Annotated in this window: 20 protein-coding genes and 1 riboswitch; of the genes, 5 read left to right on the top strand and 15 right to left on the bottom strand. The window is 38.0% G+C overall.

Translation table 11 applies throughout. The features are described from left to right. Positions 1-44: 44 nt before the first annotated feature. From P3U61_RS03475 to fdaB, 6 genes are all read right to left on the bottom strand, one after another. The gene (locus P3U61_RS03475) at positions 45-299 is read right to left on the bottom strand and encodes a type B 50S ribosomal protein L31 (protein ID WP_014613331.1); all 255 of its coding nucleotides are present in this window, start codon (positions 297-299) and stop codon (positions 45-47) included. A 122-nt stretch (positions 300-421) separates the two neighbouring features. Beyond that, on the bottom strand, positions 422-1,735 hold the full coding sequence (rho, locus tag P3U61_RS03470; RefSeq protein WP_014613330.1) for a transcription termination factor Rho: 1,314 nt from the start codon (positions 1,733-1,735) through the stop codon (positions 422-424). An 872-nt stretch (positions 1,736-2,607) separates the two neighbouring features. Further along, positions 2,608-4,041, bottom strand: coding sequence for an aldehyde dehydrogenase family protein (locus P3U61_RS03465; protein WP_014613328.1), 1,434 nt, complete (start codon positions 4,039-4,041; stop codon positions 2,608-2,610). 180 nt (positions 4,042-4,221) lie between these two features. Continuing rightward, complete coding sequence (locus P3U61_RS03460; protein WP_014613327.1) at positions 4,222-4,551, bottom strand: winged helix-turn-helix transcriptional regulator; 330 nt, start codon at positions 4,549-4,551, stop codon at positions 4,222-4,224. Between the two features lie 47 nt (positions 4,552-4,598). Continuing rightward, positions 4,599-5,864 carry a UDP-N-acetylglucosamine 1-carboxyvinyltransferase gene (locus P3U61_RS03455; protein ID WP_014613326.1) on the bottom strand — a complete coding sequence of 422 codons (1,266 nt, stop codon included), beginning with the start codon at positions 5,862-5,864 and terminating at the stop codon, positions 4,599-4,601. 344 nt (positions 5,865-6,208) lie between these two features. After that, positions 6,209-7,081, bottom strand: a complete 873-nt coding sequence (gene fdaB / locus P3U61_RS03450; RefSeq protein WP_015729446.1) for a class IIb fructose-bisphosphate aldolase FdaB — start codon at positions 7,079-7,081, stop codon at positions 6,209-6,211. Between the two features lie 264 nt (positions 7,082-7,345). On the opposite strand from fdaB, the gene P3U61_RS03445 reads away from it, so the two are divergent. Further along, a complete protein-coding gene (locus P3U61_RS03445) occupies positions 7,346-7,870 on the top strand; it encodes a DUF2529 family protein (RefSeq protein WP_014613324.1) in 525 nt (174 codons plus the stop codon). Between the two features lie 424 nt (positions 7,871-8,294). Here the strand turns inward: P3U61_RS03445 and glpT are convergent, their stop codons facing one another. The 4 genes from glpT to P3U61_RS03425 form a co-directional block, all read right to left on the bottom strand. Then, the gene (glpT, locus tag P3U61_RS03440; RefSeq protein WP_065354115.1) at positions 8,295-9,653 is read right to left on the bottom strand and encodes a glycerol-3-phosphate transporter; all 1,359 of its coding nucleotides are present in this window, start codon (positions 9,651-9,653) and stop codon (positions 8,295-8,297) included. Positions 9,654-10,095: 442 nt separating this feature from the next. Further along, a complete protein-coding gene (locus P3U61_RS03435; protein WP_014613321.1) occupies positions 10,096-11,709 on the bottom strand; it encodes a CTP synthase in 1,614 nt (537 codons plus the stop codon). Positions 11,710-12,119: 410 nt separating this feature from the next. Further along, complete coding sequence (gene rpoE, locus P3U61_RS03430) at positions 12,120-12,662, bottom strand: DNA-directed RNA polymerase subunit delta (RefSeq protein WP_014613320.1); 543 nt, start codon at positions 12,660-12,662, stop codon at positions 12,120-12,122. Positions 12,663-12,930: 268 nt separating this feature from the next. Further along, complete coding sequence (locus P3U61_RS03425) at positions 12,931-13,794, bottom strand: GNAT family N-acetyltransferase (RefSeq protein ID WP_014613318.1); 864 nt, start codon at positions 13,792-13,794, stop codon at positions 12,931-12,933. Between the two features lie 170 nt (positions 13,795-13,964). Between P3U61_RS03425 and P3U61_RS03420 the strand changes: the two genes are divergently transcribed. After that, positions 13,965-15,557 carry a BCCT family transporter gene (locus P3U61_RS03420; RefSeq protein WP_014613317.1) on the top strand — a complete coding sequence of 531 codons (1,593 nt, stop codon included), beginning with the start codon at positions 13,965-13,967 and terminating at the stop codon, positions 15,555-15,557. Between the two features lie 1,054 nt (positions 15,558-16,611). Further along, positions 16,612-17,409: a type II pantothenate kinase gene (coaW, locus tag P3U61_RS03415; protein ID WP_014613315.1), complete on the top strand. Its 798-nt coding sequence runs from the start codon at positions 16,612-16,614 to the stop codon at positions 17,407-17,409. A 409-nt stretch (positions 17,410-17,818) separates the two neighbouring features. On the opposite strand, the gene P3U61_RS03410 is transcribed toward coaW, so the two are convergent. The 3 genes from P3U61_RS03410 to P3U61_RS03400 form a co-directional block, all read right to left on the bottom strand. Next, a complete protein-coding gene (locus tag P3U61_RS03410; protein WP_014613313.1) occupies positions 17,819-18,490 on the bottom strand; it encodes a DUF2750 domain-containing protein in 672 nt (223 codons plus the stop codon). A 116-nt stretch (positions 18,491-18,606) separates the two neighbouring features. Beyond that, positions 18,607-19,797 (bottom strand): L-aspartate--L-methionine ligase LdmS, encoded by a 1,191-nt coding sequence (gene ldmS, locus P3U61_RS03405; RefSeq protein ID WP_014613312.1) that lies wholly within the window; start codon positions 19,795-19,797, stop codon positions 18,607-18,609. A 2-nt stretch (positions 19,798-19,799) separates the two neighbouring features. Then, complete coding sequence (locus P3U61_RS03400) at positions 19,800-20,918, bottom strand: M20 family metallopeptidase (RefSeq protein WP_051144746.1); 1,119 nt, start codon at positions 20,916-20,918, stop codon at positions 19,800-19,802. A 164-nt stretch (positions 20,919-21,082) separates the two neighbouring features. Beyond that, positions 21,083-21,188, bottom strand: a riboswitch (SAM riboswitch). Positions 21,189-21,483: 295 nt separating this feature from the next. Between P3U61_RS03400 and P3U61_RS03395 the strand changes: the two genes are divergently transcribed. Further along, on the top strand, positions 21,484-21,954 hold the full coding sequence (locus tag P3U61_RS03395) for an S-ribosylhomocysteine lyase (protein WP_014613310.1): 471 nt from the start codon (positions 21,484-21,486) through the stop codon (positions 21,952-21,954). Between the two features lie 61 nt (positions 21,955-22,015). Here P3U61_RS03395 and P3U61_RS03390 read toward each other — a convergent pair whose 3' ends face one another. Together P3U61_RS03390 and P3U61_RS03385 are read right to left on the bottom strand one after the other, a co-directional pair. Continuing rightward, positions 22,016-22,369, bottom strand: a complete 354-nt coding sequence (locus P3U61_RS03390) for a DoxX family protein (RefSeq protein ID WP_014613309.1) — start codon at positions 22,367-22,369, stop codon at positions 22,016-22,018. An 11-nt stretch (positions 22,370-22,380) separates the two neighbouring features. Further along, complete coding sequence (locus P3U61_RS03385) at positions 22,381-23,682, bottom strand: pyrimidine-nucleoside phosphorylase (RefSeq protein WP_096536383.1); 1,302 nt, start codon at positions 23,680-23,682, stop codon at positions 22,381-22,383. Between the two features lie 215 nt (positions 23,683-23,897). Here P3U61_RS03385 and deoD point away from each other — a divergent pair, with 215 nt between their 5' ends. Next, positions 23,898-24,608, top strand: coding sequence for a purine-nucleoside phosphorylase (gene deoD, locus P3U61_RS03380; RefSeq protein WP_015729454.1), 711 nt, complete (start codon positions 23,898-23,900; stop codon positions 24,606-24,608). Positions 24,609-24,678: the final 70 nt, after the last annotated feature.

Raw genomic sequence — 24,678 nt, 5'->3', positions numbered from 1 at the left:
CACACAGTTTGAGAGGACAGCTATCCACCCAAGCCAATGTTGTCTTAGTTGTCTGATTTGAGACCAAATTTTTTGTTGAAACGTTCCACACGACCATCTGCCGCAGCAAATTTTTGACGTCCTGTGTAGAATGGATGTGAATCAGAAGAAATATCTAAACGAATAACTGGGTACTCGTTACCATCTTCCCATTCCATTGTTTCGTTAGAAAATTTAGTAGAACCGCTTAAAAATTTGTAATCAGTTGTCGTATCTAAAAAGATGACTTTACGGTATTCTGGATGAATCCCTTGTTTCATAATTTTCAGCTCCTTTGCCCTGAACCATCCGGAACAGAGTTATTTCTGAGTTTTTACCCAATACTTAAACATTATATAGGCCGCATGATGAAATTGCAACCCTACATCTAAAATTATTCTGATTAAATAATCGGTTTACCTGTTTTACTACTTTCAGCCGCACTTTGTTGTAAAAGTTCAAAGAATTCAGCATTGGATTTCGTTTTCTTCAACTTACGAATGAAACGCTCTGTGAAGTCAGGTGAATTTGAAAACATATTGCGTAATTGCCACAAGCTATCCAATTCGTTTTTCGGAACAAGGAGTTCTTCTTTACGCGTCGAACTTCTAGAAATATCAATCGCTGGATAAATACGACGTTCAGAAAGGCGTCGATCTAAATGGAGCTCCATATTCCCTGTCCCTTTAAATTCCTCATAAATCATATCATCCATACGAGAACCTGTATCAACGAGCGTAGTGGCTAAAATTGTTAAACTGCCACCTGCTTCGATATTTCTGGCAGCACCAAAAAATGTTTTAGGACCATGTAATGACGCTGGATCTAAACCACCCGATAATGTACGACCACTCGGCGGTACAACGAGGTTATACGCACGGGCTAAACGAGTCAGTGAATCCATTAAAATAATGACATCTTCACCAATTTCGACGAGACGCTTTGCACGCTCGAGCAACAATTCAGCAACTTTTACGTGATGTTTTGGATGCTCATCAAACGTAGAATGTACTACTTCTGCTTCATCAACTGAACGTTCAATGTCAGTTACCTCTTCTGGTCGTTCACCGATGAGTAAAATGAAAAGTTTAGCATTCGGTTTGTTCGTAACAATCGCATTGGCAATTTCTTTTAGTAAAGTGGTTTTCCCTGCTTTAGGTGGTGCAACAATTAAGCCGCGTTGTCCTAAACCAATAGGTGTAATTAAGTCCATTACACGTGTTGAATAGTTTCGAGGTTCTGTTTCTAATTTAATCCGTTCATCTGGATATAAAGGTGTAAGAGCTTGGAAGTGAGGGCGTTTTTTGACTTCTTCTGCATTGTGATCGTTCACAAAGTCAACTTGTAGTAATCCATAATATTTTTCGTTTTCTTTCGGTTTTCGAACTTTTCCGGTTACTTTATCGCCTAATTTAATTTCGAATCGACGAATTTGGCTAGCAGAAATGTAGATATCTTTTTCACCTTTGGAGAAGTTAACCGTTCGTAAAAACCCATAACCATCTTGTTGGATATCATCGAGGATGCCTTCCATATAGTAGTTTCCATCTTGTTCCATTTGCGCTTCCATGATTGCAAGTACGAGTTCTTTTTTATTTAATTTACTATAGTTAACAAGTTTAAGAGATTTTGCCTTTTCAGTGAGGGCCTTTGTTGTATAATTCTTGTATAATTCATGAAAAGATTCATATTGCGGAGATGTTCGTTCCCTTGACATGTTAAACACTCATTTCATTTTAAATTCTATTTAATCGCAAATGTTACGATTAAACCTTACTATATCAAATAATGGGCTCAATGACAAAATATCAATGGAAATGACAGGAAAAATTCAGATTTGATACATCATCATTTTTTCAATATCTGTCATCAATTTTACTCATTTTTATAAGTTCAGAAAATCATAGAAAATTGGCTTGTCCATAAAATAAAGAAATCCTAATTTTCCCACTCAGTTTAGCCATTTTTGACTTTATTTCAATACTCAAATTTTCTTTAAAATAATTAAAAAAAGGACTGGGAGACAAAAGATTTTGATGCTATTGATACAATATTCTTGTTGAACTCGCCCTACTACAATGATTTGTGTTTTTGATTGCCTTCATGGATGACCTTTACTAGGGGCTGATTTTTCAACTCACTAACGCTTGATTAAACTATTTCATTCGTTGAGGCGTTAGTGCATTTTGGGAGCAGTACAGAAATCTCATCTGCAACACAGATTTCGTCGTGCTATCTCCGCAAGGCTGACTCGGCTTCTCAAAAGTGTAAACATTTAGAAGCCAGACAGCTACTGTGATAAAGCGTAGCCATTATCAAAGAAAAGCGGTCGCTGTCAGCAGTATGCATGCATTCCCTATGGAGTCTCAATCTTCTGGGCAAACTTACATCATATGCAACAACTTTGGACAAGTTTTTGAAATCCAACAAGACTATAGTATCATTTTTATCCCGTTCACTCACATTTTCCAACAATTTTTAATCATTAATGAAACATAAATCTATGAAAACATTAAGGCTGGGAAAACTTAATTCCCAGCCTCTTCGCTTTCTTTTGATACGCATGTTTTCACACACTATTTCAAACAGTTATTCACCTTTGTAATAACCTGCAATAGATTTCACTTCTAAAAATTCTTCAATACCGAAGTCGCCCCATTCACGGCCAATACCTGATTGTTTATAACCACCGAATGGTAAGTCTGACGCACGTCCAGCTTCGTTAATTTCGATAGTACCTGCTTCAATAGAACGTGCAACACGGATAAGGTTTTCTTTGTTTTGACCGAAAACATAGCCGGCAAGTCCGTATTTTGTATCGTTAGCAATTTCAATCGCTTCGTCTAAATCTTTATACGTAATAATTGACATAACAGGTCCAAAAATTTCTTCTTGCGCGATTGTCATTTGATTATTCACATTTGTAAAGATTGTAGGTTTCGCGAAATACCCTTTATCTAGACCATCCGGTTTACCTGTACCCCCGTATAATAGTTCAGCGCCTTCATCGATGCCTTTTTGAATGTAGTCTTGTACTTGATTGTATTGTTTTTCACTCACAATAGGACCCATTTGTGTTTCAGTATTTTGTGGATCGCCGACTTTCACGTTCGCCATTTGTTTTTTTACTTCTTTAAGAAAATCGTCTTTAATACTTTCCGGCACTAATGTACGTGTGCCTGCTGTACATACTTGCCCTGTATTGTTAACAACTTTCTTCACTGCCGCTTTAGCCGCTTCTTCAAGATTCGCATCATCTAAAATGATAAATGGAGATTTCCCGCCGAGTTCCAATGATACTTTTTTGAAGTCTTTGCTCGCCGCTTCCATAATTTTTGAACCTGTGCCACCAGAACCTGTAAATGACACCATGCGGACATCAGGATGTTGAGTTAACGGTGTACCGACACCTTCACCATCGCCATTGACAAGGTTAAATACACCTTTGGGTACACCAACTTTATCGAAAATTTCAGCTAAAATAATCGCTGCATATGGCGTCAATTCAGATGGTTTGAGGACAACCGGACTTCCTGCCGCAAATGCTGCCGCTAATTTAAGTGATGTTTGGTTCGTTGGGAAGTTCCAAGGTGTGACAAGTCCTGCAACACCAATTGCTTCTTTCACGATTAAGTTATCTCCGCGACGTTCTTCAAATTGGAAATCATTCAATGCGTCACGTGCAGCTTTAAAATGGTTTAAGCCCATTTGATAATGCACTTTTTCTGATTGTGTCACAGGTGCACCTAGCTCTAATGTCATTGCTTCTATTAAATCATCTTTACGATTTTCATATTCTTTAACAATACGATCTAACAAGTCTTGTCGTTCTTTGACAGACGAGTTACGAAATGAAAGATACACGTCATGAGCAGCTTGAACTGCTTGGTCTACATCTGCTTTATTCCCTTTTGCGATATGACCAAATACTTCTTCTGTGGCTGGGTTAATGACTGCTATCGTTTCGCCACTATGACTTTCAACCCATTCACCATTAATATATTGTTTTGTTTGATCTCTCATGAACAAACACTCCTTCATTTAATGTCATACACTTTGTATTGCCAAGTTTATTCCTTTTTAAACCTGACCCTACAAATCAAATTTTTTCTGTCATTACATTAACTTGATAAACAATAAAAGAGTAAGCACATACACCAATCGTTCGCGTCGTCTTACTCTTTTATTATTTTCTTTGAATGCTTATAGCGCTTTTTCTTCTAAATCAATATAGTCATGCGCCCAAGTTTCGAGCGGTTCTAATGCACGTGCCAATGCTACACCTTTTTCTGTTAAATGGTAACAAACTGACGGCGGATTTGTCGAAATAACTTCTTTCGTTAATAACTCTGCATCAGCCAACTCAGCCACTTTCATAGACAAGGCTCTATTAGTAATTGGACGTAAATGTCTTTTCATCTCTGAGAAATGCGCTTTATATCCATCGCAAGTCGAAAGGTAATGCAAAATCAAACCGTTCCAACTGCGTCCTAAAATTTTAAATGTTTCTTCTAAATATGGACATACTTCCATAGTTATCACCTCTCAATTTTAAATTTGTGATAACAACATTAATCGGATTAAGCTTTAACTTGTTCCGTCCAAATATCAGCACCTAACGCTTTAAGTGTTTTCACAATATCTGTATAACCTCGGTAGATATGCTTCACATTATAAATCGTTGTCACACCTTCTGCTAACAATCCAGCTACGATTAAGCATGCACCTGCACGTAAGTCACTTGCGTACACTTCGGTGCCTGTTAATTTCGATGGCTTCACTGTCGCAGTATTTTGGTCTGCTGTTATCAATCCATTCATTTTTTGTAACTCTTTCACATGTCTGAAGCGCTCTGGATAAATCGTTTCAGTGACAAAACTAGGTCCATTTGCTAAGAAGAGTAAAGGTGTAATAGGTTGCTGTAAATCCGTTGCAAAACCGGGGTACACAAGCGTTTTGATATCGACACTTTTATAAGGTGCAGAAGATTGGACTATCATGTAGTCATCGCCTGTCTCTATTGTAACACCTAACTCTTTCAATTTCACAGTGAGTGCTTCCATATGTTTTGGAATAATGTTGTCAATATGTACCGACTCACCACAAGCGGCCGCAATACACATGTACGTTCCAGCTTCGATACGATCCGGTATGATTGAATGGCGGCTACCATGTAAATGAGGCACACCGACAATTTTAATCGAACTTGTCCCTGCACCTGTGACCTTTGCGCCCATACTATTTAAAAAGTTGGCAACATCGACCACTTCAGGTTCTTTTGCTGCATTTTCGATAATCGTTTGCCCTTCCGCACGTGTCGCAGCAAGCATAATATTAATCGTTGCACCTACACTGACAATATCTAAATAAATGTTCGCGCCTACCAAACGTTCTGCCTCAATTTTCATTGATGTGAGGCTCGACTCATCTACTGTTGCACCTAAAGCCTTAAACCCTTTAATATGTTGATCAATCGGTCTCGGCCCAAGCGGACATCCTCCAGGTAAACCAATGACGCACTTTTTAAAGCGACCGAGCATAGCCCCCATCATATAATAAGAAGCACGCAAAGATTCAACTTTATTGTTTGGCAAAGGGGCGTTTTCAATATGTGTCGGGTCTACTACTAAAGTTGTGCCGTTAAGTTCAGTCTTAATGTTTAAATCTCCCAATAAGCTAACCAGCGTTTCAACATCAGAAATTTGTGGCAAGCCATCTAATGTTACCGGTGCTTCTGCCATTAATGTTGCAGGTATTATGGCAACTGAACTGTTTTTCGCACCATTAATTTCAACACTCCCTTTTAAAGTTTGGCCACCTCTTATTTTTATCACTTCTTGTGCCATGTCATTGAACTCCTTTTCCCTTGTTCATTTTAACCTTATAATACTATATTAAAAGCATTATAAAGTAAATTTTTTCAAATTGCAAAATGAAAAAATGACGCTTTGAGATGTTTAGCCCTACTTTGCGTTCAATTTTTGTAAATATGATAGCGATTGAACGACTTTGCCTACCTTTGCATCAAGCATTTCCTACACGTTTTCACTATAGAGCGTCATCACGATTATCAAAATATGAAAAAGAGAGTAACCGACTCACAACTTGTGATCATGCTACCCTCTTTTGAATTTAATGATGTTGACACTGCACAAACATGTGATACGTGTGTGACATCTCTTAAAATAGATTAACCTTTAATGTTTGCTGCTTTACCTGAAGTACCGAACTCTCTAATTTTTCCAATTACAGTTTCTTTAATCGCTTCACGAGCTGGTCCTAAATATTTACGTGGATCGTAAACTTCTTTGTCTTGATCCAATACTTCACGAACACGTTTAGCTGAAGCAATTTGGTTCTCAGTATTAACATTGATTTTAGCCGTTCCGAATGAAATCGCTTTTTTAATGTCGTGAGTAGGGATGCCTGTACCACCGTGTAATACTAATGGCAATCCAGTTGAAGCACCGATTTCTTCCATTTCTTTAAAACCTAAGTTTGGTTCACCTTTGTATGGTCCGTGAACTGAACCTAAAGCAGGCGCTAATGCATCGATACCTGTAGCTTTAACTAAGTTTTGACATTCAGTTGGGTTAGCGTAGATAACGCCTTCAGCAACAACGTCATCTTCTTGACCACCAACAGTGCCTAATTCAGCCTCAACAGATACACCGCGTTCGTGCGCGTATTCTACAACCTTTTTCGTAATTTTCACGTTATCTTCATATGGCTCGTGTGATGCATCAATCATAACAGATGTGAAACCAGCATCAATCGCTTCTTTACATTTTTCAAAGCTTGAACCATGGTCTAAATGAATCGCAACAGGAATTGTGATTTCGTAGTCGTGTAATAGTCCCTCTACCATTTTAACTACAGTGTAGAAGCCACCCATGTATCTTGCTGCCCCTTCAGATACACCAAGAATTACAGGCGCATTCTCTTCTTGAGACGCTTGTAAAATCGCTTGTGTGAACTCCAAGTTATTTAGGTTATATTGACCTACAGCATAACCATTTTCTTTTGCGTCGATTAACATTTCTTTCATTGAAACTAAAGGCATGAAAGTTCCTCCTTGCGTGCATGTCGCACGAATATTTATAAATACAGTATAGCAAAGTCATTGTTAATATGCACCGCAAAATCGCACTAAATTTGTGAAAAATATCGTAATTTATCATGTAAGCGCAACCATTGCTGTGAATTGATTCTAACACGATTATTTTATAAAATGAATTTTGAATTTCGTAGCATTAACAGCTGTTAAAAAACCAAAAATTTAATTTTATATATATACAAAAAATTGACCAAAAAGGAGGCAACATGCATGTCAAAAATGCTCACAACACAATTAACAGGTATATTTAATCGACTCGATCAGCAAGAGTTGGATATTCAAATGGCTGCACAAAGTTTAATTCAAGCGATGGGTGGCGAAGGTCATGTTTACATTAAAGGTTATGGTGATTTAAAATGCTTTGAATCCTACATCTTAACGAGTTTTGAGAAATTGCATTCAAGTTTGGCGCTAGACGATTATCCCTCGTTTGACGTGTTAGACACGACAGATAGAGTGTTACTGTTCGGAGCGGAGTATAGCGAGGAGATGGCTCGTGATTTGGAACAATTAATTGCGGATGATCGCGATGTTGTCGTGATTACGAATAAACCTAAAGAAGTTGAATTACCGGATCATTTAATGCATTTTATTAATTTGTCAACACCGAGACCGATTGTTTACACAGAAGATTATGATAAAGTCGTACAACCGCATCTCATGGCGTTGAATTATGTGTATTATGAAATTTATACGCAAATGGTTGAAATGATGCGTGATTTAGATTTAGAATAGTATTCATAAGATAGGGACTGGGAAAACTAAATGTCCCTCTCCCTACTCACAGTCCAATTTTACACACTGAAAACGTCTCTACTTATTGATGACCTTTCCAGTGTGTAACTTCTATATCAAGTAAGACCGCAATTCTATTCCTTCTCTTTCTTTTTGAACACATACTCAATGATAGAAAAAGCGATTAAAGTGATGATACTGATAATAAGAGACGCAATCCTCATTTCGTTCCAAATAAAGTGCGCGATTAAAATAGATGCAATGATAAAACAAATGAATTTAAGCCAAAATTGCATTGTGATACCCCTCCACTTTCCACACGTTTTATCACTTATCTTAAATATATAAAAATATAATTTGATAATAACATACTAAAAAGACAAGTACCTCTTTTGAATTAAAAGATACTTGCCTCTCATCTATTCTAATGTACGATTTCTTGTCCACGTTTATTCCACGTGAAGAGGAAGCTAATCATTGCTAAGACACTAATGATTGTTAATAAGATGAAGCCTGCACTCCAACCCATATGATCTACAATCGCACCCATGACAATGTTCGCCATGACAGCGCCACCGAGGTAACCGAATAAACCTGTTAAACCGGCTGCAGTCCCCGCTGCTTTTTTCGGCACATAATCCAATGCTTGTAAACCAATCAACATTACTGGACCATATATTAAAAAGCCAATTGTAATTAATGCAAGGTTGTCAATGAGTGGATTGCCAGGTGGGTTGAGCCAGTATACGACAACCGCAATCGTTACACCAATCATAAAGATAAAGCCTGCTGGACCACGACGACCTTTAAATACTTTATCTGATAACCAACCACAGATAAGTGTACCTGGAATACCTGCCCATTCGTATAAGAAATAGGCCCAGCCTGATTCTTTCATATCAAAGCTTTTCACTTCACTTAAATAGAGCGGCGCCCAGTCTAACACACCATATCGGACAAAGTAGACGAAAATATTCGCAATCGCAATAATCCACACCCATTTGTTGTTAAGGACGTATTTGAATAAAATCTCTTTCGTCGTCAATTCTGTTTCGAATGTCTCTTTCTTTTGTGTTGGATAGTCATCACGATACGCTTCGATTGATGGTAAACCGACTGATTGCGGTGTATCACGCACTAAAACGTATGACGCAATCGCAATGACAATCGCAAGTAACGCAGGATAAATAAATGCCCCTTCAAAGCCTTGTAAATAACCAAAGCTCAATGAACCTGTTAAATAAATCCCAAACAATGCGATTGGTGCCATTAAACCACCACCGACGTTATGCGCGACGTTCCAAATCGCCGTTTTACTTCCACGTTCACTCACACTAAACCAATGCACGAGCACACGACCTGACGGCGGCCAGCCCATACCTTGGAACCAACCATTGAGGAATAACATGATGAACATGATCGTGACACTTGATGTTAACGCAGGAATGAAGCCCATCAGTAAATTGACGATAGCTGTTAACACAAGTCCTAACGTTAAAAAGATACGGGCGTTACTTCTATCACTGACCGTCCCCATGACAAACTTACTAAAACCGTAAGCAATCGAAATCGCGGATAACGCAAACCCGAGTTCTGCCTTTGAAAAACCCATATCCGCTAAGTACGGCATCGCGATTGAAAAGTTTTTACGCAACAAATAATAACCTGCATAGCCTAAAAAGATACCGATAAACACTTGTAGCCTTAATTTTTTATACGTTTCATCTTGCTGACTTTCTGGTACAGGTGCCGCAGCTACAGGCGGTTTTAAAAACTTAAACATATGTATCCTCCCCTTGATTATTAATTAAATATTAATTTCATGTAAATTTTATGCATTGTCACAAAGTTTGTCAATCGCATTTCTACATTTTTGTAAGGGTTTCCATTATAAGATTGAGTTCTACTTCAGTCACGTTAACTTGATGCACTTTAAAGCATAGGCGTTATTTCATCATTAAGCTACAAATTGCTTGCCATGAGTGTTGCTTATTCCACAACTTGTTCGATTGCCATTTTTTAAATTTCACCTTAAATATTATCGTCATTTTAAATGTAGCAGAAGATAGCGAGAATGTTAATGTAGCCTGTCATTTTCAGGAGAAATCATTCGTTTTATTTTCTAATGTACCGCTCATCATTTAAGGGGCGGTTTTAACAATGATTTTTCACCTATAAAATCAAAAAACAGCCCTATGAAAAGTTCCATAGGACTGCAATGTTTATTATTTCGTTTTATTTTGTTGTAACAATGCCGCTTCAATGAATGATTTGAAGATCGGTTGCGGGCGGTTCGGTCTTGATAAAAACTCTGGGTGGAATTGGCATGCGATAAAGAATGGATGTTCTTTTAACTCCACCATTTCAACTAAACGACCGTCTGGGCTTGTACCTGAGAAGATCATACCTGCTGCTTCAAGTTGTTCTCTATATTCATTGTTGAACTCATAGCGATGACGATGACGTTCTTCCACTTCTGTTTTTCCGTAAATTTTTTCAGCTAATGTGCCTTCTTGAATTGTACATGGGTATAAACCTAAACGTAATGTACCGCCTAAGTCTTCGATATCTTTTTGTTCTGGTAATAAATCGATCACTGGGTATGGTGTATTCGGATCTAATTCAGCTGAATGTGCACCTTCTAAACCAACGACGTGACGTGCATATTCCACTGTCGCAAGTTGCATCCCTAAACAAATACCGAAGAACGGAATCTGTTGTTCACGTGCATATTTAATCGCTGAAATTTTACCTTCACTTGCACGGAAACCGAAACCACCTGGAACAAGGATGCCGTCGACATCTGATAAATATTCTGCAGCGTTGTCATCATTAACCTCACTTGAATCAATCCAACGAATTTCGATATCTTTCATAAATTGGTAACCCGCATGTTTAAGTGACTCAGCCACTGACAAGTACGCATCTTGAAGTGACACATATTTACCGACAAGACCAATTGTCACTTTACCTTCTAAGTTATTCACGACACGTAATAAATGATTCCATTCATCGAGTTGTGTATCGCGATCCACTTGAAGTCCTAAACGTTCGATGACAATATCGTCCATGTTTTGATGGCTTAATTGTAACGGAATTTCATAAAGTGATTCTGCATCACGACATTCGATGACGCTTTCTTTATCAATGTCACAGAATAATGCAATTTTGTCTTTTAAGTCTTGCGTCATTTCATATTCTGTACGCACAACGATTAAATCAGGTTGAATCCCTAAACCACGTAATTCTTTCACACTATGTTGTGTCGGTTTCGTTTTCATTTCACCTGCTGCTTTAATGTACGGTAATAAAGTACAGTGTACATACATCACGTTGTCGCGGCCTAAGTCACTCTTAATTTGGCGAATCGCTTCAATAAATGGTAACGATTCGATATCACCTGTTGTCCCACCGATTTCAGTAATGACAACATCTGCATTTGTACTTTCACCAGCGAGTAACAAACGTGACTTAATTTCGTTTGTAATATGTGGAATGACTTGGACTGTCCCACCTAAGTAGTCACCACGACGCTCTTTTTGTAGCACGTGTGAGTACACTTTCCCAGCTGTTACGTTAGAGTATTGGTTTAAGTTAATGTCGATAAAACGTTCATAATGACCTAAGTCCAAGTCCGTTTCAGCACCATCATCTGTCACGAAAACTTCCCCGTGTTGATATGGACTCATTGTACCTGGATCCACATTTAAATAAGGATCAAATTTTTGGATCGTCACCTTTAATCCTCTATCCTTTAATAAGCGTCCTAGTGAAGCGGCTGTAATCCCTTTACCTAATGATGAAACCACGCCACCAGTTACGAAAATAAATTTAGTCATAATTCAATTTCCTCCTCGTTTGTTGTCTGAAGTACCTTTCAAAATGTAGGGGTGAATTTGTATGCCAATCATTGATTATGTGCAAGACTGTATTCTCAATTTCAAAAAGTTGTCGTCGTTGCAGTGCGATGAAGATTGTATGGCCAACACTTCGCATTAATGAACATACGGCCACTTTTATCGTCTTAGAATCACTTAACGTCCGCAATGTTTCATAAAATTAAAAAAAGTTCCCACTCACAATATCATGATTGTAAGGGGAACCTTAACGATAGATGAGACTCGTCATTTCGGAGCCATCACTACTTTCTATCGTTTTCATTTATTTATCCGTCCTAATTAAAGGAGCCCGAATAAAATTCTATCATGTTGTCGTAAAAAGTCAACAAACTTTATTTAGAAATCAGAAATTAAAATGTTTCTTCTTCTTCCTCTTCTTCAAGTTCATCGTCTTCATCGTATGTTTCATCGATGTCTTCTTCGTCTTCTTCAACTACGAGGTCTGACTCTTCAATTTCATCTTCAACACGTTCATCTTCAGGATCATCTAAATCTTCTTGATCATCAGTACGATTTGGAATGTTGTCATCGCCATCTAAATCATCTTCACCTAATAATGTTAAGTTTTTATCTTCTTCATCGTCTTCATCAAGAATATCGAATTTTTGAATGGTTGGTGCGATTTTTTCTTCAATATCGTCTACTGAATACCAATCGCGAAGTCCCCAAACGTTATCACCTACACTTAAAAAACGACCATCCGTATTTAAATCTGTGTAGAATTGAACGATACGGTCTTCAATTTGTGCATCTTCGTAATGACCAATACGTTTAAACTCATCAATAATATCATAAAGGTTCATCGTTGCATTTTGTTCACTTAAAAGCGTATAAGCCATATCAATAAATGATTTTTCATCAACCATTTCTTGTGTGTAATCTTGTAATTTCATCAGCACATCTTCCTTTCAAAGGTTAACATTTCTGTTCATTCGGATATTTCAATTTGTAAAAAATAGGTGCGTATGACCGTCACCTTTTGATTATGTTGCGCTACATTCATACACATCTATTGCGTGATAGATGCGATTTAAACATCGACTTTAACAAAATTAAATTATAAATCACTGCTGATGATTTCGCAATGTTTTCAGCGAGATTTTTCGAAGCCATATGAAATGGTTTGCGGATTGGTACATGTATGAATGACGAATCACCCGACTAATAATTAATATATTTTTCTAATGTGACATAATCATCCGTCGTCAATGTCTCCACAAAATTACTTTTAACAAACAGCGGTGTCAGTTGATGATTAGGTCCAAACAATGTGACTTCAATCACTTTCGTATCATGATTTTCTTTTCGTACATAGGTCGCCAATTGACGCAGTGCATTTTGCGCAATGCCTGTATCTCTATGTGCATCATCAACGTAAAGTGCACGAATAATCAGCCGTTCGTTAAATGCTTCAATCGCTAAAAATCCTACTTTTTCTCCATCTAAAATGAAGTTAACAATTTCAATCGGGCCTGCTTTCGAACCCTCGCTCTTTATAAGTTTTAATGAGGATACATATTTATGGTCCAAATCGAGGTAATAGAGACGCTCTTTGCCGATGGGTCCTTCTTCTTTCGTTGCCGTATGCATAAAACCTGCACGCTCATACACATTCCAAGCCGATTCATTTTCTGCATCCACGACTAAGTACAAATGATTAAAATCCGGAAAAATCATTTGCACATATTCTGGTAATGTCATCATAATTTTCGTGCCGTAGCCATTCCCTTGATACGCTTCATTAATGGATAACGAACGTATGTACACCACTTCATACGGTGTGTCATAGCCCTCGTGTTGATAATGTTCATGCAGTACGAAAAATCCAATTACTTCATCTTGATCATTTAGTACGATGTTTGCGACTCTATTGTCATCGTTTAATGCATCATCCAAGACTTCTTTGGGTAATGAAGAATAGATACGTTGTCGCTCATTTAATTCGAATTGATATAACGCATCACGGTATTGCTTATCATATAATTGTATAGTAATATCATCAAAGCGTTTAATTTTTGTTGTCATTGTTTTGACCATCCCTTTATTTTTTATTCTCCATATACAATGTTGACATAATTAAAGGGTTTCAAACAATTATTTATAGAGATAATTTAGAACTTTTATCATTAGCGACCTTATTGTTATCTTCAACTACTATTATCTCTCAATTTCGTGGCATTAAGAAAGGGGTTCACATGAACAAGCACAACAATTTAAAGAAAAAGAATCGCAATATTGTTTACACCATTTCGTTCAGTATCATTTTAATTCTCACTTTATTAGCAGCCATCTTTCCTAAAACATTTGGCGCATATGCCCAAAATACATATGATGCGTTAGCTTTAAACTTTGGCTGGCTCTTTTTAATTATCGTTTTTGTACTCGACATTTTCTTAATTTTCTTAGCACTTTCGAGATATGGCCGATTCAAATTAGGCCGCGATGATGAAGAGCCAGAATTTTCATTTATGTCGTGGATCGGTATGCTTTTTTCGGCTGGCTTAGGTGTCGGCATTGTCTTTTGGGGCGTGGCTGAACCGTTAACCCATTACTTGCATTCACCGTTTCCAAAATCGGTCGACGGTCAATCGGTAGAATCTGCGCGCCTTGCGATGGGTTATACTTTTTTTCATTGGGGAATTTCGCAATGGTCGATTTTCGCAATGAGCGGTTTAATCGTCGCCTATTTCCAATTCCGGAAAAATCGGGATGGTCTGATTTCTACTGCAATGGAACCCGTTTTTGGCGAAACGTATCGACGCCCATTTCGTAACGTCATTGATATTTTGGCCATCATTGCAACAGTTATGGGGATTGCGACTTCTATCGGTCTTGGTATTTTACAAATTGCTGGTGGTTTAAACCATGTCTTTAAAGTTCCGAACACGTCGCTCACATTAATTTTGATTACGTTACTCATGACACTCATTTTCCTCGGTTCTGCATTAACAGGTATCAATCGTGGCGTGAAGTGGCTAAGTAACATAAATATTATGATTGGTGCATTGTTATTGTTGTTTATTTTTATTTTCGGGGATTTACGATTTATCGTCGAAACATTCACCGTTTCAATTGGGGACTATTTGACACATTTCATACAGTATAGTTTACGTATGGATCCTTATACGGGTGACAATTCATGGATTCAAAAATGGACTGTGTTCTATTGGGCATGGGTCATTTCGTGGTCGCCATTTATTGGTGGTTTTGTTGCTCGTGTCTCAAGAGGACGGACGATTCGCGAATTTGTCGTCGGCGTCTTAATTATTCCACCTTGTATTTCATTTTTATGGATTTCAGGTTTTGGAGGGACTGCTATTAACTGGGCATTACATCATCAAGATGGAATTGAAAAAATTGTCGATCAAGATTATACGGTAGCGCTATTTGAATTATTAAGCAAGTTTCCGTTATACGAATTGACAAGTGCTTTAGCCATTATTTTAATTTTTACTTTTATCGTGACGAGTGCGGACTCAACCACACATATCGTATCAGGTATGGCGACAGGTGGCGTTGAAAATCCTAAGCGTAAACACAAAATGGTATGGGGTATTTTAATCGGTGCCATTTCTGTTGCATTAACTGTTGCTGGTGGCCTCACAAGTTTACAAACCGCATCAGTCGTAACTGGATTACCATTTTCGATTATCTTATTATTGATGATTTTTTCATTGATGAATGCGTTGAGACGTGAGCATACGAAGCATTTTAAAATGACGCATATTGATGATGAAAAGGACTTTTCTCGTACCATTGAAGAACGTGAGCGCGATAATGAGATGTGATAGGCGAACCTATTCACGCATCATCATTTCAACATCTACTTTTAATTTAAATATTAGGGAGGGACTGGGACATTAGTTTTCTCAGTCTCTTTTTTCTTTATGGGCTGATATCCATTAATGATGATTAAACTGTCGAAAAATGAGGAGGACTTGGACGTAAAAACATGGACGCTATTGGGTGTCTTCATTTTAGAAACTTGCCCTAAGTGACTGTATGTGATGTAGATTGCCCTGAAAGTTGAGTCTCCTGAGGGAATGTGTGCATACCCCTTAGAGTGACTTCTTTACTTTAATAATGGTTACTGTTTATCGCAGTAGCTGTCTGACTTCTCAATGCATGCGCTTTTTAAGAAGTCGAGTCAGCCTTGCGGGGACAGTAAGACGAAATCTTTGTTGCACATGAGATTTCTACTATGCTCCCAAAATCCACTAATGCCTCGGCAAATGTAACCGTTTAATTAAGTTCTAATGAGTTGAAGGAGCAACCCATCGGAAAGCGAAGCCTTGAAGGCAATCAAAAATCACAAATCATAGGAAAGGCAAGTTCAACAAACAGATTGTATCTATAGTACCAAACATTTTTATATTCTATCCCTTTTTATCTTTATTCAAAATAGTTCATGACCCAGTTGATGCCGTAGCGATCGATGACTTGACCATGTATAGCACCGAAGAATGTTTTTTGGAGCGGCATATGGGGTCCCCCGCTTCACTTAACGCCTCATAAATCCGCTGTTGTTCCTCTAATTGGTCAAAAGTTAAAATTAAATGGTCGCCTTGACGGTCAATCGATTTTCCATAATTTGAAGATCAACGTAATGTTGCGCTGTAATTTCTAACTCTGCATGAAGCAGCTTTCCCTCATGCTCGTTTAAACATTTCAGCACCCGACCAAATGTCTTTTGATAAAATTGTGCTACTTCTTCCACATCACGGATGATATATGGACTTAATTACATCATACACCTTCATTTGTTATCAAATTTAGTCTTGTAATTTCGTCATTATCATATAGTATATATTGGTGATAAACAATTATTTTGAGGTGACAGATATGCGAATAGGTATCGATGCAGGTGGGACGTTAATCAAAGTTGTGATTGAACAAGACGGTGAGCGTACTTTTAAAACTTATCCCACAACATCACTAGAAACTGTAGCAAACTGGTTGAATCAACAAGCGTGCGAAGATATTCATATGACAGGGGGCAATGCGAAAGTTTTAAGCGAATTACTCGATTGCGAACCACAACTTTTCATTGAATTCGATGCAGCTGCAAAGGGCGTACAGATTTTACTAGAAGAACAAAATATTCATATTCAGCAATATATTTTCACAAATGTCGGTACTGGGACATCACTTCATTTTTCTGACAATGAGGGGCAAAAACGTGTCGGCGGCATTGGTACAGGTGGCGGCATGATTCAGGGCCTCGGTTATTTATTAACGGGTATTACGGATTACCAAAAGTTGACAGAGATGGCGCAACAAGGTGATCGTGAAATTATTGATTTAAAGGTGAAACATATTTATAAAAATGACACACCTCCTATTTCTGGAGAATTGACAGCAGCAAACTTCGGCCATGTGTTGCTTAATATGGACAAAACATTTACAAATGCTGACAAAATCGCTTCTGTCATCGGGGTTGTCGGTGAAAGTGTGACGACTGTAGCGATTCATGTAGCGAGAGAACATCAAGTGGAAGATGTAGTGTATATTGGGTCGTCATTCCAAGATAATCCATTGCTTCAAAAGGTTGTGACAGATTATACGATTTTAAGAGGATTTAAGCCGCATTATTTACAAAATGGTGCTTTTTCAGGTGCATTAGGGTCGCTATATTTATAAAATCATTTTAAATCTTTGTATAGAGATGACGCTTTATTAGATTTTGCATTATATCGTTCATCTCTATCAAACAGTTAAAAAGCTAGGCGCAATGGATACGTTCCTAGCTTTTTCATATGCTTTAATCGTAGGAATGAGGCAATCTTTTAATATGAAGATAATCCATTTTTTATGTAATCCACCTCAATTGCCATTCTATTCAACGTTTCAAAAGTCATTATAAAGAGATGTAATTCCCCTTTTATTTATGCTTTCTTTCATTACATTCCTCATCTGAAATAAAAAGGCTGAGATCACATCATCTCAACCTCTCATCATCAAACAGCTTACCATATTACCTTGAATTTACATCTTTTGAGTGACTACCCCCGAAATCAGCTGTTTCCCAATGTAATACGCCTCATTCTATTTAAAACGTTAATTCATTGGCGAGTTTTTGTGCTGAGACGATGGTGCCCACTACGCCTGGTTTCACATCAATTGCGACATAGCGATTGTCATCACGCAATTCATCTAACCAATCCGCAAATACTTCGCCTTCTACATCAATTAATTCAAATGTTTCAAAATCTTCTTCCGCTACTTTTTCAGCACGTTTACGCAAGCTCCAAACTGGCATAAAATGCGACTGATCAAAGTTGTCGTTTTCATCATAAACAATCATAAATTGACGGTCGCCTTTTTGACTTAAACCATAAACGGTATCTGTTTTCGCCACATCTTGTACAAACTCGCGAATACGAATATTGTCTAGATCAGTCATCAAATCATTTGTAGCTTCTACAATTTTAATTTCGTGACCTTCTGCATCATTTGTCACGTTTACCAATGCTTCGTCTTCTTCATCAAACATTTCGTCCAATTCATAAGTCGCAAAACGGTCAATATCCATTGTTTTAATTTTGTCGTATTCAATATTCAAATTATCTAAATACGCTTTGGCTAAAGATTCACGTGTCCAAAAGCAAAATAACAATTTGTCATTATGACGGTGCTTAATCATTTTTTTATCTTTGACAGCAATAAAAAATTGTTCGTTTGTAAGTATATCTTTATAAAAACGCTCATTCTTGTATGACATGACTCTGCTCCTTTTTCCAATCAAAATCAATGACAAATATAAACCAGACATCGCTATTCGTCAAATTTCGATGATATGTTCTCTTTCAACTATAACATACCTCAGTGGATCGTGTTTTATAAGCCTGCTCGGGCTATAAATTGTTTTTCATATGCTTCAATTTGTTCTGGACTGTCGGCATGCCAAATACACCCAAATCTCGAATTGACGTGCGCTTCTTGATACCAATCCCCATCATAATATGAGAGTGGATAAAGGACGCCTTGTTCCACGAAATGACGCACGGCCTCGAAAAATCGCTCGTTGTCACCGTTCGCAAAATAACTATAAAATTTGTGATATGACCCTGTAAGTGCATCTTTGAGCAACAACATGCTTGTCGAGCCGTTTTGTCTAAAATTCAAATCAATTGCATAGACAACACCCTGTTGATCGACGAGCAAATCAAAGCCCGCGATGCCAATAAACCCTTCCTTTACTGCGATGTCCATAATTTCGTAGCCTGCTTGAATGACTTGTTCTGGCACATTGATTGCATTGATGTTGCCGTTATAAAAACCATATGCATTCGTCAATTGTTTGGCTGAACCTAAGTACACGATGCCGTCTTCGGGGTGCCATGCAAACTGGACACAATAGTTGTCGACAGCTTCGACACATTGTTCGATAATTAACGTGTCTGTCGCTGCTTCTGCTTGTTCGACACGTGCGATAGCTTTCTCCAAATCATCCTCGTTATAACAAATCATGACGCCATAGCCCCCTGCAGTCGGCAAGTCATCTCCTGGTTTAATGACGAGTGGCAACTCCCATTGTCGGACTGCTGTTTTGAAGTCTTGAAATGCGACAATTTCACGCTTAGGTATATATTGACCGCCTGTCCATTTCGGAATTAATGATTTATTATTTAAGTCTTTGAATAACTGTTTGTCCATCGCATAGTGCTTCGCGTCAACAATATTATCTCCATGGACATATTGGAAATAAATTAAACGTGATTGCTCTTCTGTCAGTTGTTTTAATGTCTGTTCATAACTTGCTTGGTCTTGAAACGTAATGACATTTTCTGGAATGTCTCGCCCTATGAGTTGGAATAACTGTTGTAATTTGTCGGTGACACTCGCTTCATGAACGATGATTGGCAATTGTGCAATCAGCAATTCACGCCCTGTTAAAAAGTTGGATTGATGCTCATCTGGTGCGAGCCAGGGATTCGAAACATATGAGGGTCTTGACGAGTAAACGATGTTCGTATCATAAATTTCTCCCATTGTTAATTGACTTCGATATTGAATATTGTGTGCCATTGTCATTTCTCCCTTTTATGTTGATGCTCCTTTTGTATTTCTGCTAATAACGTTTGATCTTGTATTAATTTAGCCCCCATTAATGCGATCATTTTCGCGCCTTTAATGAGTGCATCATCCCCCATTGGACTTGCGGCCGCTTCACGAAAACGGTGGGTATGACCGACTAAACTTCTTGGCCCAATTTTGACGTGTGGATGTATCGTTGGCACGACATGACTGACATTCCCCGTATCAGTCGAGCCGTAACCAAAATCATCATGACTGACTTCTTCACCGAGTTCCGTTGCGTAATGTTCAAATAATTGATCTAACAATGGTGATTTAATGAATTCATTCACACCGTTTTGAATCGGTTCAAATTCAAATTCACATCCTGTTTGTATTGCCGCACCACGGGCAATATCATGCACTCTTGAAGTGAGAACATCCAAGTCTTTTCTTGTTGTTGCACGTGTATAAAAGCGCGCATGTGTAAAGTCAGGAATAATGTTCGCTGCTTGACCGCCATCTAAAATGACGCCATGCACACGTTCAGTCTTTTTAATATGTTGACGGAGTTGTGCGACCCCATTAAAATAGCTCAACATCGCATCTAAAGCGTTGCGTGCTTCTTCAGCATTTTCTGAAGCGTGCGCACTTTGACCATAAAACTTAATATCTAGAACGTCTACAGCAAGTGTTGGAATGGTCGGATAAGTTTCATTACCCGGATGAATCATTAAGGCAACATCGACGTCATCAAAGAGCCCTTCTCGTACGTATGATGCCTTCGCACTCCCATTTTCGCCACCTTCTTCTGCCGGACAACCGAACAGTATAACTTTACCTCCAATGTCATCTACTACTTGTTTTAATGCAATCGCTGCTAACATACTTGATGTACCGATAATATTATGACCACAAGCATGCCCTAAACCTGGCAATGCATCATATTCAGCGAGATAACTAATGGTCGGCCCCTCAATTTCTGAGTCATATGTGGCAATAAAACCTGTAGAATGCCCAGCAATGTCACGCTCAACTTCAAAATTGTGTTCTTTTAAATTTTCAATCAGCAAACGCGATGCAAAAATTTCTTCGTTACCGAGTTCTGGACGTCCGTGAATTTGATGACTCATATCTATATAAGCCCATCTATGTTGATCGATATAATCTAAAATACGTTGCTCTACTGTTGTCACCGTGTTACTCCTCCTTAAACAAAAAATGTTATCCCCATTTACACCCAACACAAATATTGATAAGTGTGACTGATGTATATATGTGATAACATCTTTGCCTTCATTTATCTTTCAGCATTTACACTGTTGGAATTCGCACCTTTATCGCCGTTAGATGAGGTTGCTGGGTTTCATCGGGCCAATTCCCTCCACCACTCTTGATAAATATTGATTCAATTTTGTAATTATTTTAACGAACTTTCCGTACTTTGTCATGTCATTTTTAACACTCTTCAAAATTTTCATACTATATTTTACCCTTTTTGCAATACATTTTCATTTCGAGACGCCTTTATGCTATCTTACAAAAAATTTTTTAAAAACAATAATCCCTATTAAACCACTCGTAATAATAGGTTTAAAGCTCCTTTCCCTATTATATCGGCATTTAAACACTTTGTCCCCCCTTTCATCTTAATTGGAATATGTTAAAATGGATTTAAACATGAAGGAGGTCATACCAATGCCAAAAATGAACGTTGAAAGTTTTAACTTAGATCATACGAAAGTGGTTGCACCATATATTCGTCTTGCTGGTAAAATGCAAGGGCTCAATGGAGATGACATTTACAAATATGATATTCGTTTCAAACAACCGAACAAAGAACATATGGAAATGCCTGGACTCCATTCTTTAGAACATTTAATGGCTGAAAACATTCGTAACCATTCAGACAAGGTTGTCGATTTAAGTCCAATGGGTTGCCAAACAGGGTTCTACGTCTCTTTCATTAACCATACCGATTATGATGATGTATTAAACATTGTCGAACAAACGTTACAAGATGTTTTAGCCGCTGATGAAGTCCCTGCGTGCAATGAAGTTCAATGCGGTTGGGCTGCTTCACACTCATTAGAAGGCGCAAAAGAAATCGCACAAGCCTTTTTAGATAAACGTGACCAATGGCATGATGTCTTTGGTACAGGTAAATAAATATTCAAAAAACCGAGCAACGACACGACTTTCAATGTGTGGTTCCTCGGTTTATTTTTCATTATAATTTCTTAATGATATACATGAGTACAAATTGCATTGGGAGACGTCCATATCTCGCAGTATCTGATAATGGTTTGTCACCTAACGGCAATTTTTTACGTGCCATGTAAATGTTGGCTGGAAAAACGGCAAGTAAAAATGCATTAATCCAATTTTTCAATGCGTCTGACGGGCGTCGCAACACTAATAACGCACCAATCACAATTTCGCACACTCCTGTCACAAGTACAGCTGTCTTACGTAAAGGTAAATACGTTGGCACAATATTTCTAAATTGGCGCTCTTTCGTGAAATGCAAGACACCAATAGCCATAAATGCGAGACCTAATACAATGCGACCTAATTGTTTCATCCTATCACCCTTTATTCAGTAATGATTGTATGAATAAGCTGTGGCTGTTCTGCGTGGTCTGAAATCGTAATGTTATCATACAATTTTTGTTTGACTTGTTCTACATCTTCACTATTCGCATAAATTGTCAATAATGATTCGCCTTCTTCAACACGATCACCGACTTTTTTATTCAATACAAGACCTACTGCTAAGTCAATGACATCTTCTTTTGTTTGACGACCTGCACCTAACATCATGGAAGCAATACCGATTTCATTGGCAATCATTTCTGAAACAACACCGCTTCGTTTTGCTGGTAATTCGAATTGATATTGTGCTGTAGGTAATTTTGATGGATCATCGACAACAGATGCGTCTCCACCTTGGTTGCTTAAAAACGTTTTGAATTTTTCAAGCGCCTTACCGTTATCAATCACTTCTTGTAACATACCACGTGCTTCATCTAAATCTTTCGCTTTTTGAGCAAGTACGACCATTTGAGAACCTAAAGTTAATACAAGTTCTGTTAAATCTTCAGGACCTTCACCTTTCAATGTATCGATCGCTTCTTGTAATTCAAGCGCATTACCAATCGCACGACCGAGTGGCTGACTCATATCAGAAATAATCGCCATCGTTTGACGTCCAACTTGGTTACCAATTTTAACCATTGCATGTGCCAATTGCTCAGCATCATCAACTGTTTTCATAAATGCGCCGTTACCTGTTTTAACGTCTAATACGATTGCATCAGCGCCGGCAGCAATTTTTTTACTCATAATCGATGACGCAATTAATGGAATAGAGTTTACTGTCGCAGTGACATCACGAAGCGCATAAATCTTTTTGTCTGCAGGCGTTAAATTACCTGTTTGACCGATAACCGCCACTTTATCTTCATTCACTAGCTTCACGAACGCTTCTTCTGAAATTTCAACATGGAAGCCTTCTACTGATTCTAATTTATCTATCGTTCCACCAGTATGGCCTAAACCACGACCACTCATTTTCGCAACAGGGACATCTAATGCTGCAACTAATGGCGCAAGAACAAGTGTCGTTGTATCACCTACACCACCTGTTGAGTGCTTGTCGACTTTAATCCCTTCAATGTTAGAAAGGTCGATTTGGTCACCTGATTCCACCATTGCCATCGTTAAGTATGCACGTTCTTCATCAGTCATATCTTGGAAAAAAATTGCCATTGCTAAACTAGACATTTGATAATCAGGAATGTCATCATTTGTATAACCATTGACAACAAATTCAATTTCTTCTTTCGTTAAAGCATGCCCATCCCTTTTTTTAGCAATAATATCCACCATTCTCATGGCTATTCCCTCTTTTCTATATCATTTTATAGTTACCATATTGTTGTATACGCTTTTATTATATACGAATGTCTGCGATTGGTGAAACGAAAGAATTCCTCATTATTTGTCAATTCATCAACTTTCATTCATGTGTCCCTTCAAAACTTCGTCGACATTTAGCGATACATCTGTTATCTTTAAAGTGATAATAACGAATTAAGGAGATGTTTTAGATGACTCAAGGCACACCACACATTCAACCTAATGGTAAAAAAATTGCAAAAACTGTCTTAATGCCAGGTGATCCATTACGTGCAAAGTTTATTGCTGAAAACTTTTTAGAAAACGTTGAGCAGTTTAACGACGTACGTAACATGTTTGGCTATACAGGTACATATAAAGGCAAAGAAATCTCTGTTATGGGATCAGGTATGGGGATTCCAAGTATCGGTATTTATTCATACGAGCTATACAATTTCTTTGATGTAGACACGATTATTCGTATCGGTTCTTGTGGCGCAATGCAAGAAGATATTCAACTTTACGATATTATTATCGGCCAAGGGGCATCCACAAACTCTGATTACGTTGATCAATTCCAAATTCCAGGTCACTTCTCACCACTCGCTGACTTTGATTTAGTCGTGAAAGCGAAAGAAAAAGCAGATGCAATTGGTGCACGTGCCCACGTAGGTAACATTTTATCGTCAGACACATTCTACAATGCGAACCCAGACTTCAACCAAAAATGGATTGAAATGGGCATTTTAGGTGTTGAAATGGAATCTGCGGGTTTATATTTAAATGCGACTAAAGCAGGCAAAAAAGCATTGGGTATTTTCACAGTGAGTGACCATTTACTTCGCGATGAAGCAACAACAGCAGAAGAACGTCAAAATTCATTTACACAAATGATGGAAGTCGCATTAGAAATCGCTGAATAATGATGAAACAAGGCATGGAACTAAAATTTTCATTGTTTTAGTGCGTATTCATTTAATGGCAAAGATTTCT

The organism is Staphylococcus pseudintermedius, assembly GCF_034042775.1.
GTDB classification, from domain to species: domain Bacteria; phylum Bacillota; class Bacilli; order Staphylococcales; family Staphylococcaceae; genus Staphylococcus; species Staphylococcus pseudintermedius.
Note: the sequence above shows the minus strand (reverse complement) of the source record. Positions and strands in the feature narration are given on the sequence as shown.

Bases quoted from the DNA above. Each gene is read 5' to 3' on its own strand.
- P3U61_RS03475 (WP_014613331.1), bottom strand. From the start codon at position 299: ATGAAACAAGGGATTCATCCAGAATACCGTAAAGTCATCTTTTTAGAT.
- rho (WP_014613330.1), bottom strand. From the start codon at position 1,735: ATGTCAAGGGAACGAACATCTCCGCAATATGAATCTTTTCATGAATTA.
- P3U61_RS03465 (WP_014613328.1), bottom strand. From the start codon at position 4,041: ATGAGAGATCAAACAAAACAATATATTAATGGTGAATGGGTTGAAAGT.
- P3U61_RS03460 (WP_014613327.1), bottom strand. From the start codon at position 4,551: ATGGAAGTATGTCCATATTTAGAAGAAACATTTAAAATTTTAGGACGC.
- P3U61_RS03455 (WP_014613326.1), bottom strand. From the start codon at position 5,864: ATGGCACAAGAAGTGATAAAAATAAGAGGTGGCCAAACTTTAAAAGGG.
- fdaB (WP_015729446.1), bottom strand. From the start codon at position 7,081: ATGCCTTTAGTTTCAATGAAAGAAATGTTAATCGACGCAAAAGAAAAT.
- P3U61_RS03445 (WP_014613324.1), top strand. From the start codon at position 7,346: ATGTCAAAAATGCTCACAACACAATTAACAGGTATATTTAATCGACTC.
- glpT (WP_065354115.1), bottom strand. From the start codon at position 9,653: ATGTTTAAGTTTTTAAAACCGCCTGTAGCTGCGGCACCTGTACCAGAA.
- P3U61_RS03435 (WP_014613321.1), bottom strand. From the start codon at position 11,709: ATGACTAAATTTATTTTCGTAACTGGTGGCGTGGTTTCATCATTAGGT.
- rpoE (WP_014613320.1), bottom strand. From the start codon at position 12,662: ATGAAATTACAAGATTACACACAAGAAATGGTTGATGAAAAATCATTT.
- P3U61_RS03425 (WP_014613318.1), bottom strand. From the start codon at position 13,794: ATGACAACAAAAATTAAACGCTTTGATGATATTACTATACAATTATAT.
- P3U61_RS03420 (WP_014613317.1), top strand. From the start codon at position 13,965: ATGAACAAGCACAACAATTTAAAGAAAAAGAATCGCAATATTGTTTAC.
- coaW (WP_014613315.1), top strand. From the start codon at position 16,612: ATGCGAATAGGTATCGATGCAGGTGGGACGTTAATCAAAGTTGTGATT.
- P3U61_RS03410 (WP_014613313.1), bottom strand. From the start codon at position 18,490: ATGTCATACAAGAATGAGCGTTTTTATAAAGATATACTTACAAACGAA.
- ldmS (WP_014613312.1), bottom strand. From the start codon at position 19,797: ATGGCACACAATATTCAATATCGAAGTCAATTAACAATGGGAGAAATT.
- P3U61_RS03400 (WP_051144746.1), bottom strand. From the start codon at position 20,918: ATGAGTCATCAAATTCACGGACGTCCAGAACTCGGTAACGAAGAAATT.
- P3U61_RS03395 (WP_014613310.1), top strand. From the start codon at position 21,484: ATGCCAAAAATGAACGTTGAAAGTTTTAACTTAGATCATACGAAAGTG.
- P3U61_RS03390 (WP_014613309.1), bottom strand. From the start codon at position 22,369: ATGAAACAATTAGGTCGCATTGTATTAGGTCTCGCATTTATGGCTATT.
- P3U61_RS03385 (WP_096536383.1), bottom strand. From the start codon at position 23,682: ATGAGAATGGTGGATATTATTGCTAAAAAAAGGGATGGGCATGCTTTA.
- deoD (WP_015729454.1), top strand. From the start codon at position 23,898: ATGACTCAAGGCACACCACACATTCAACCTAATGGTAAAAAAATTGCA.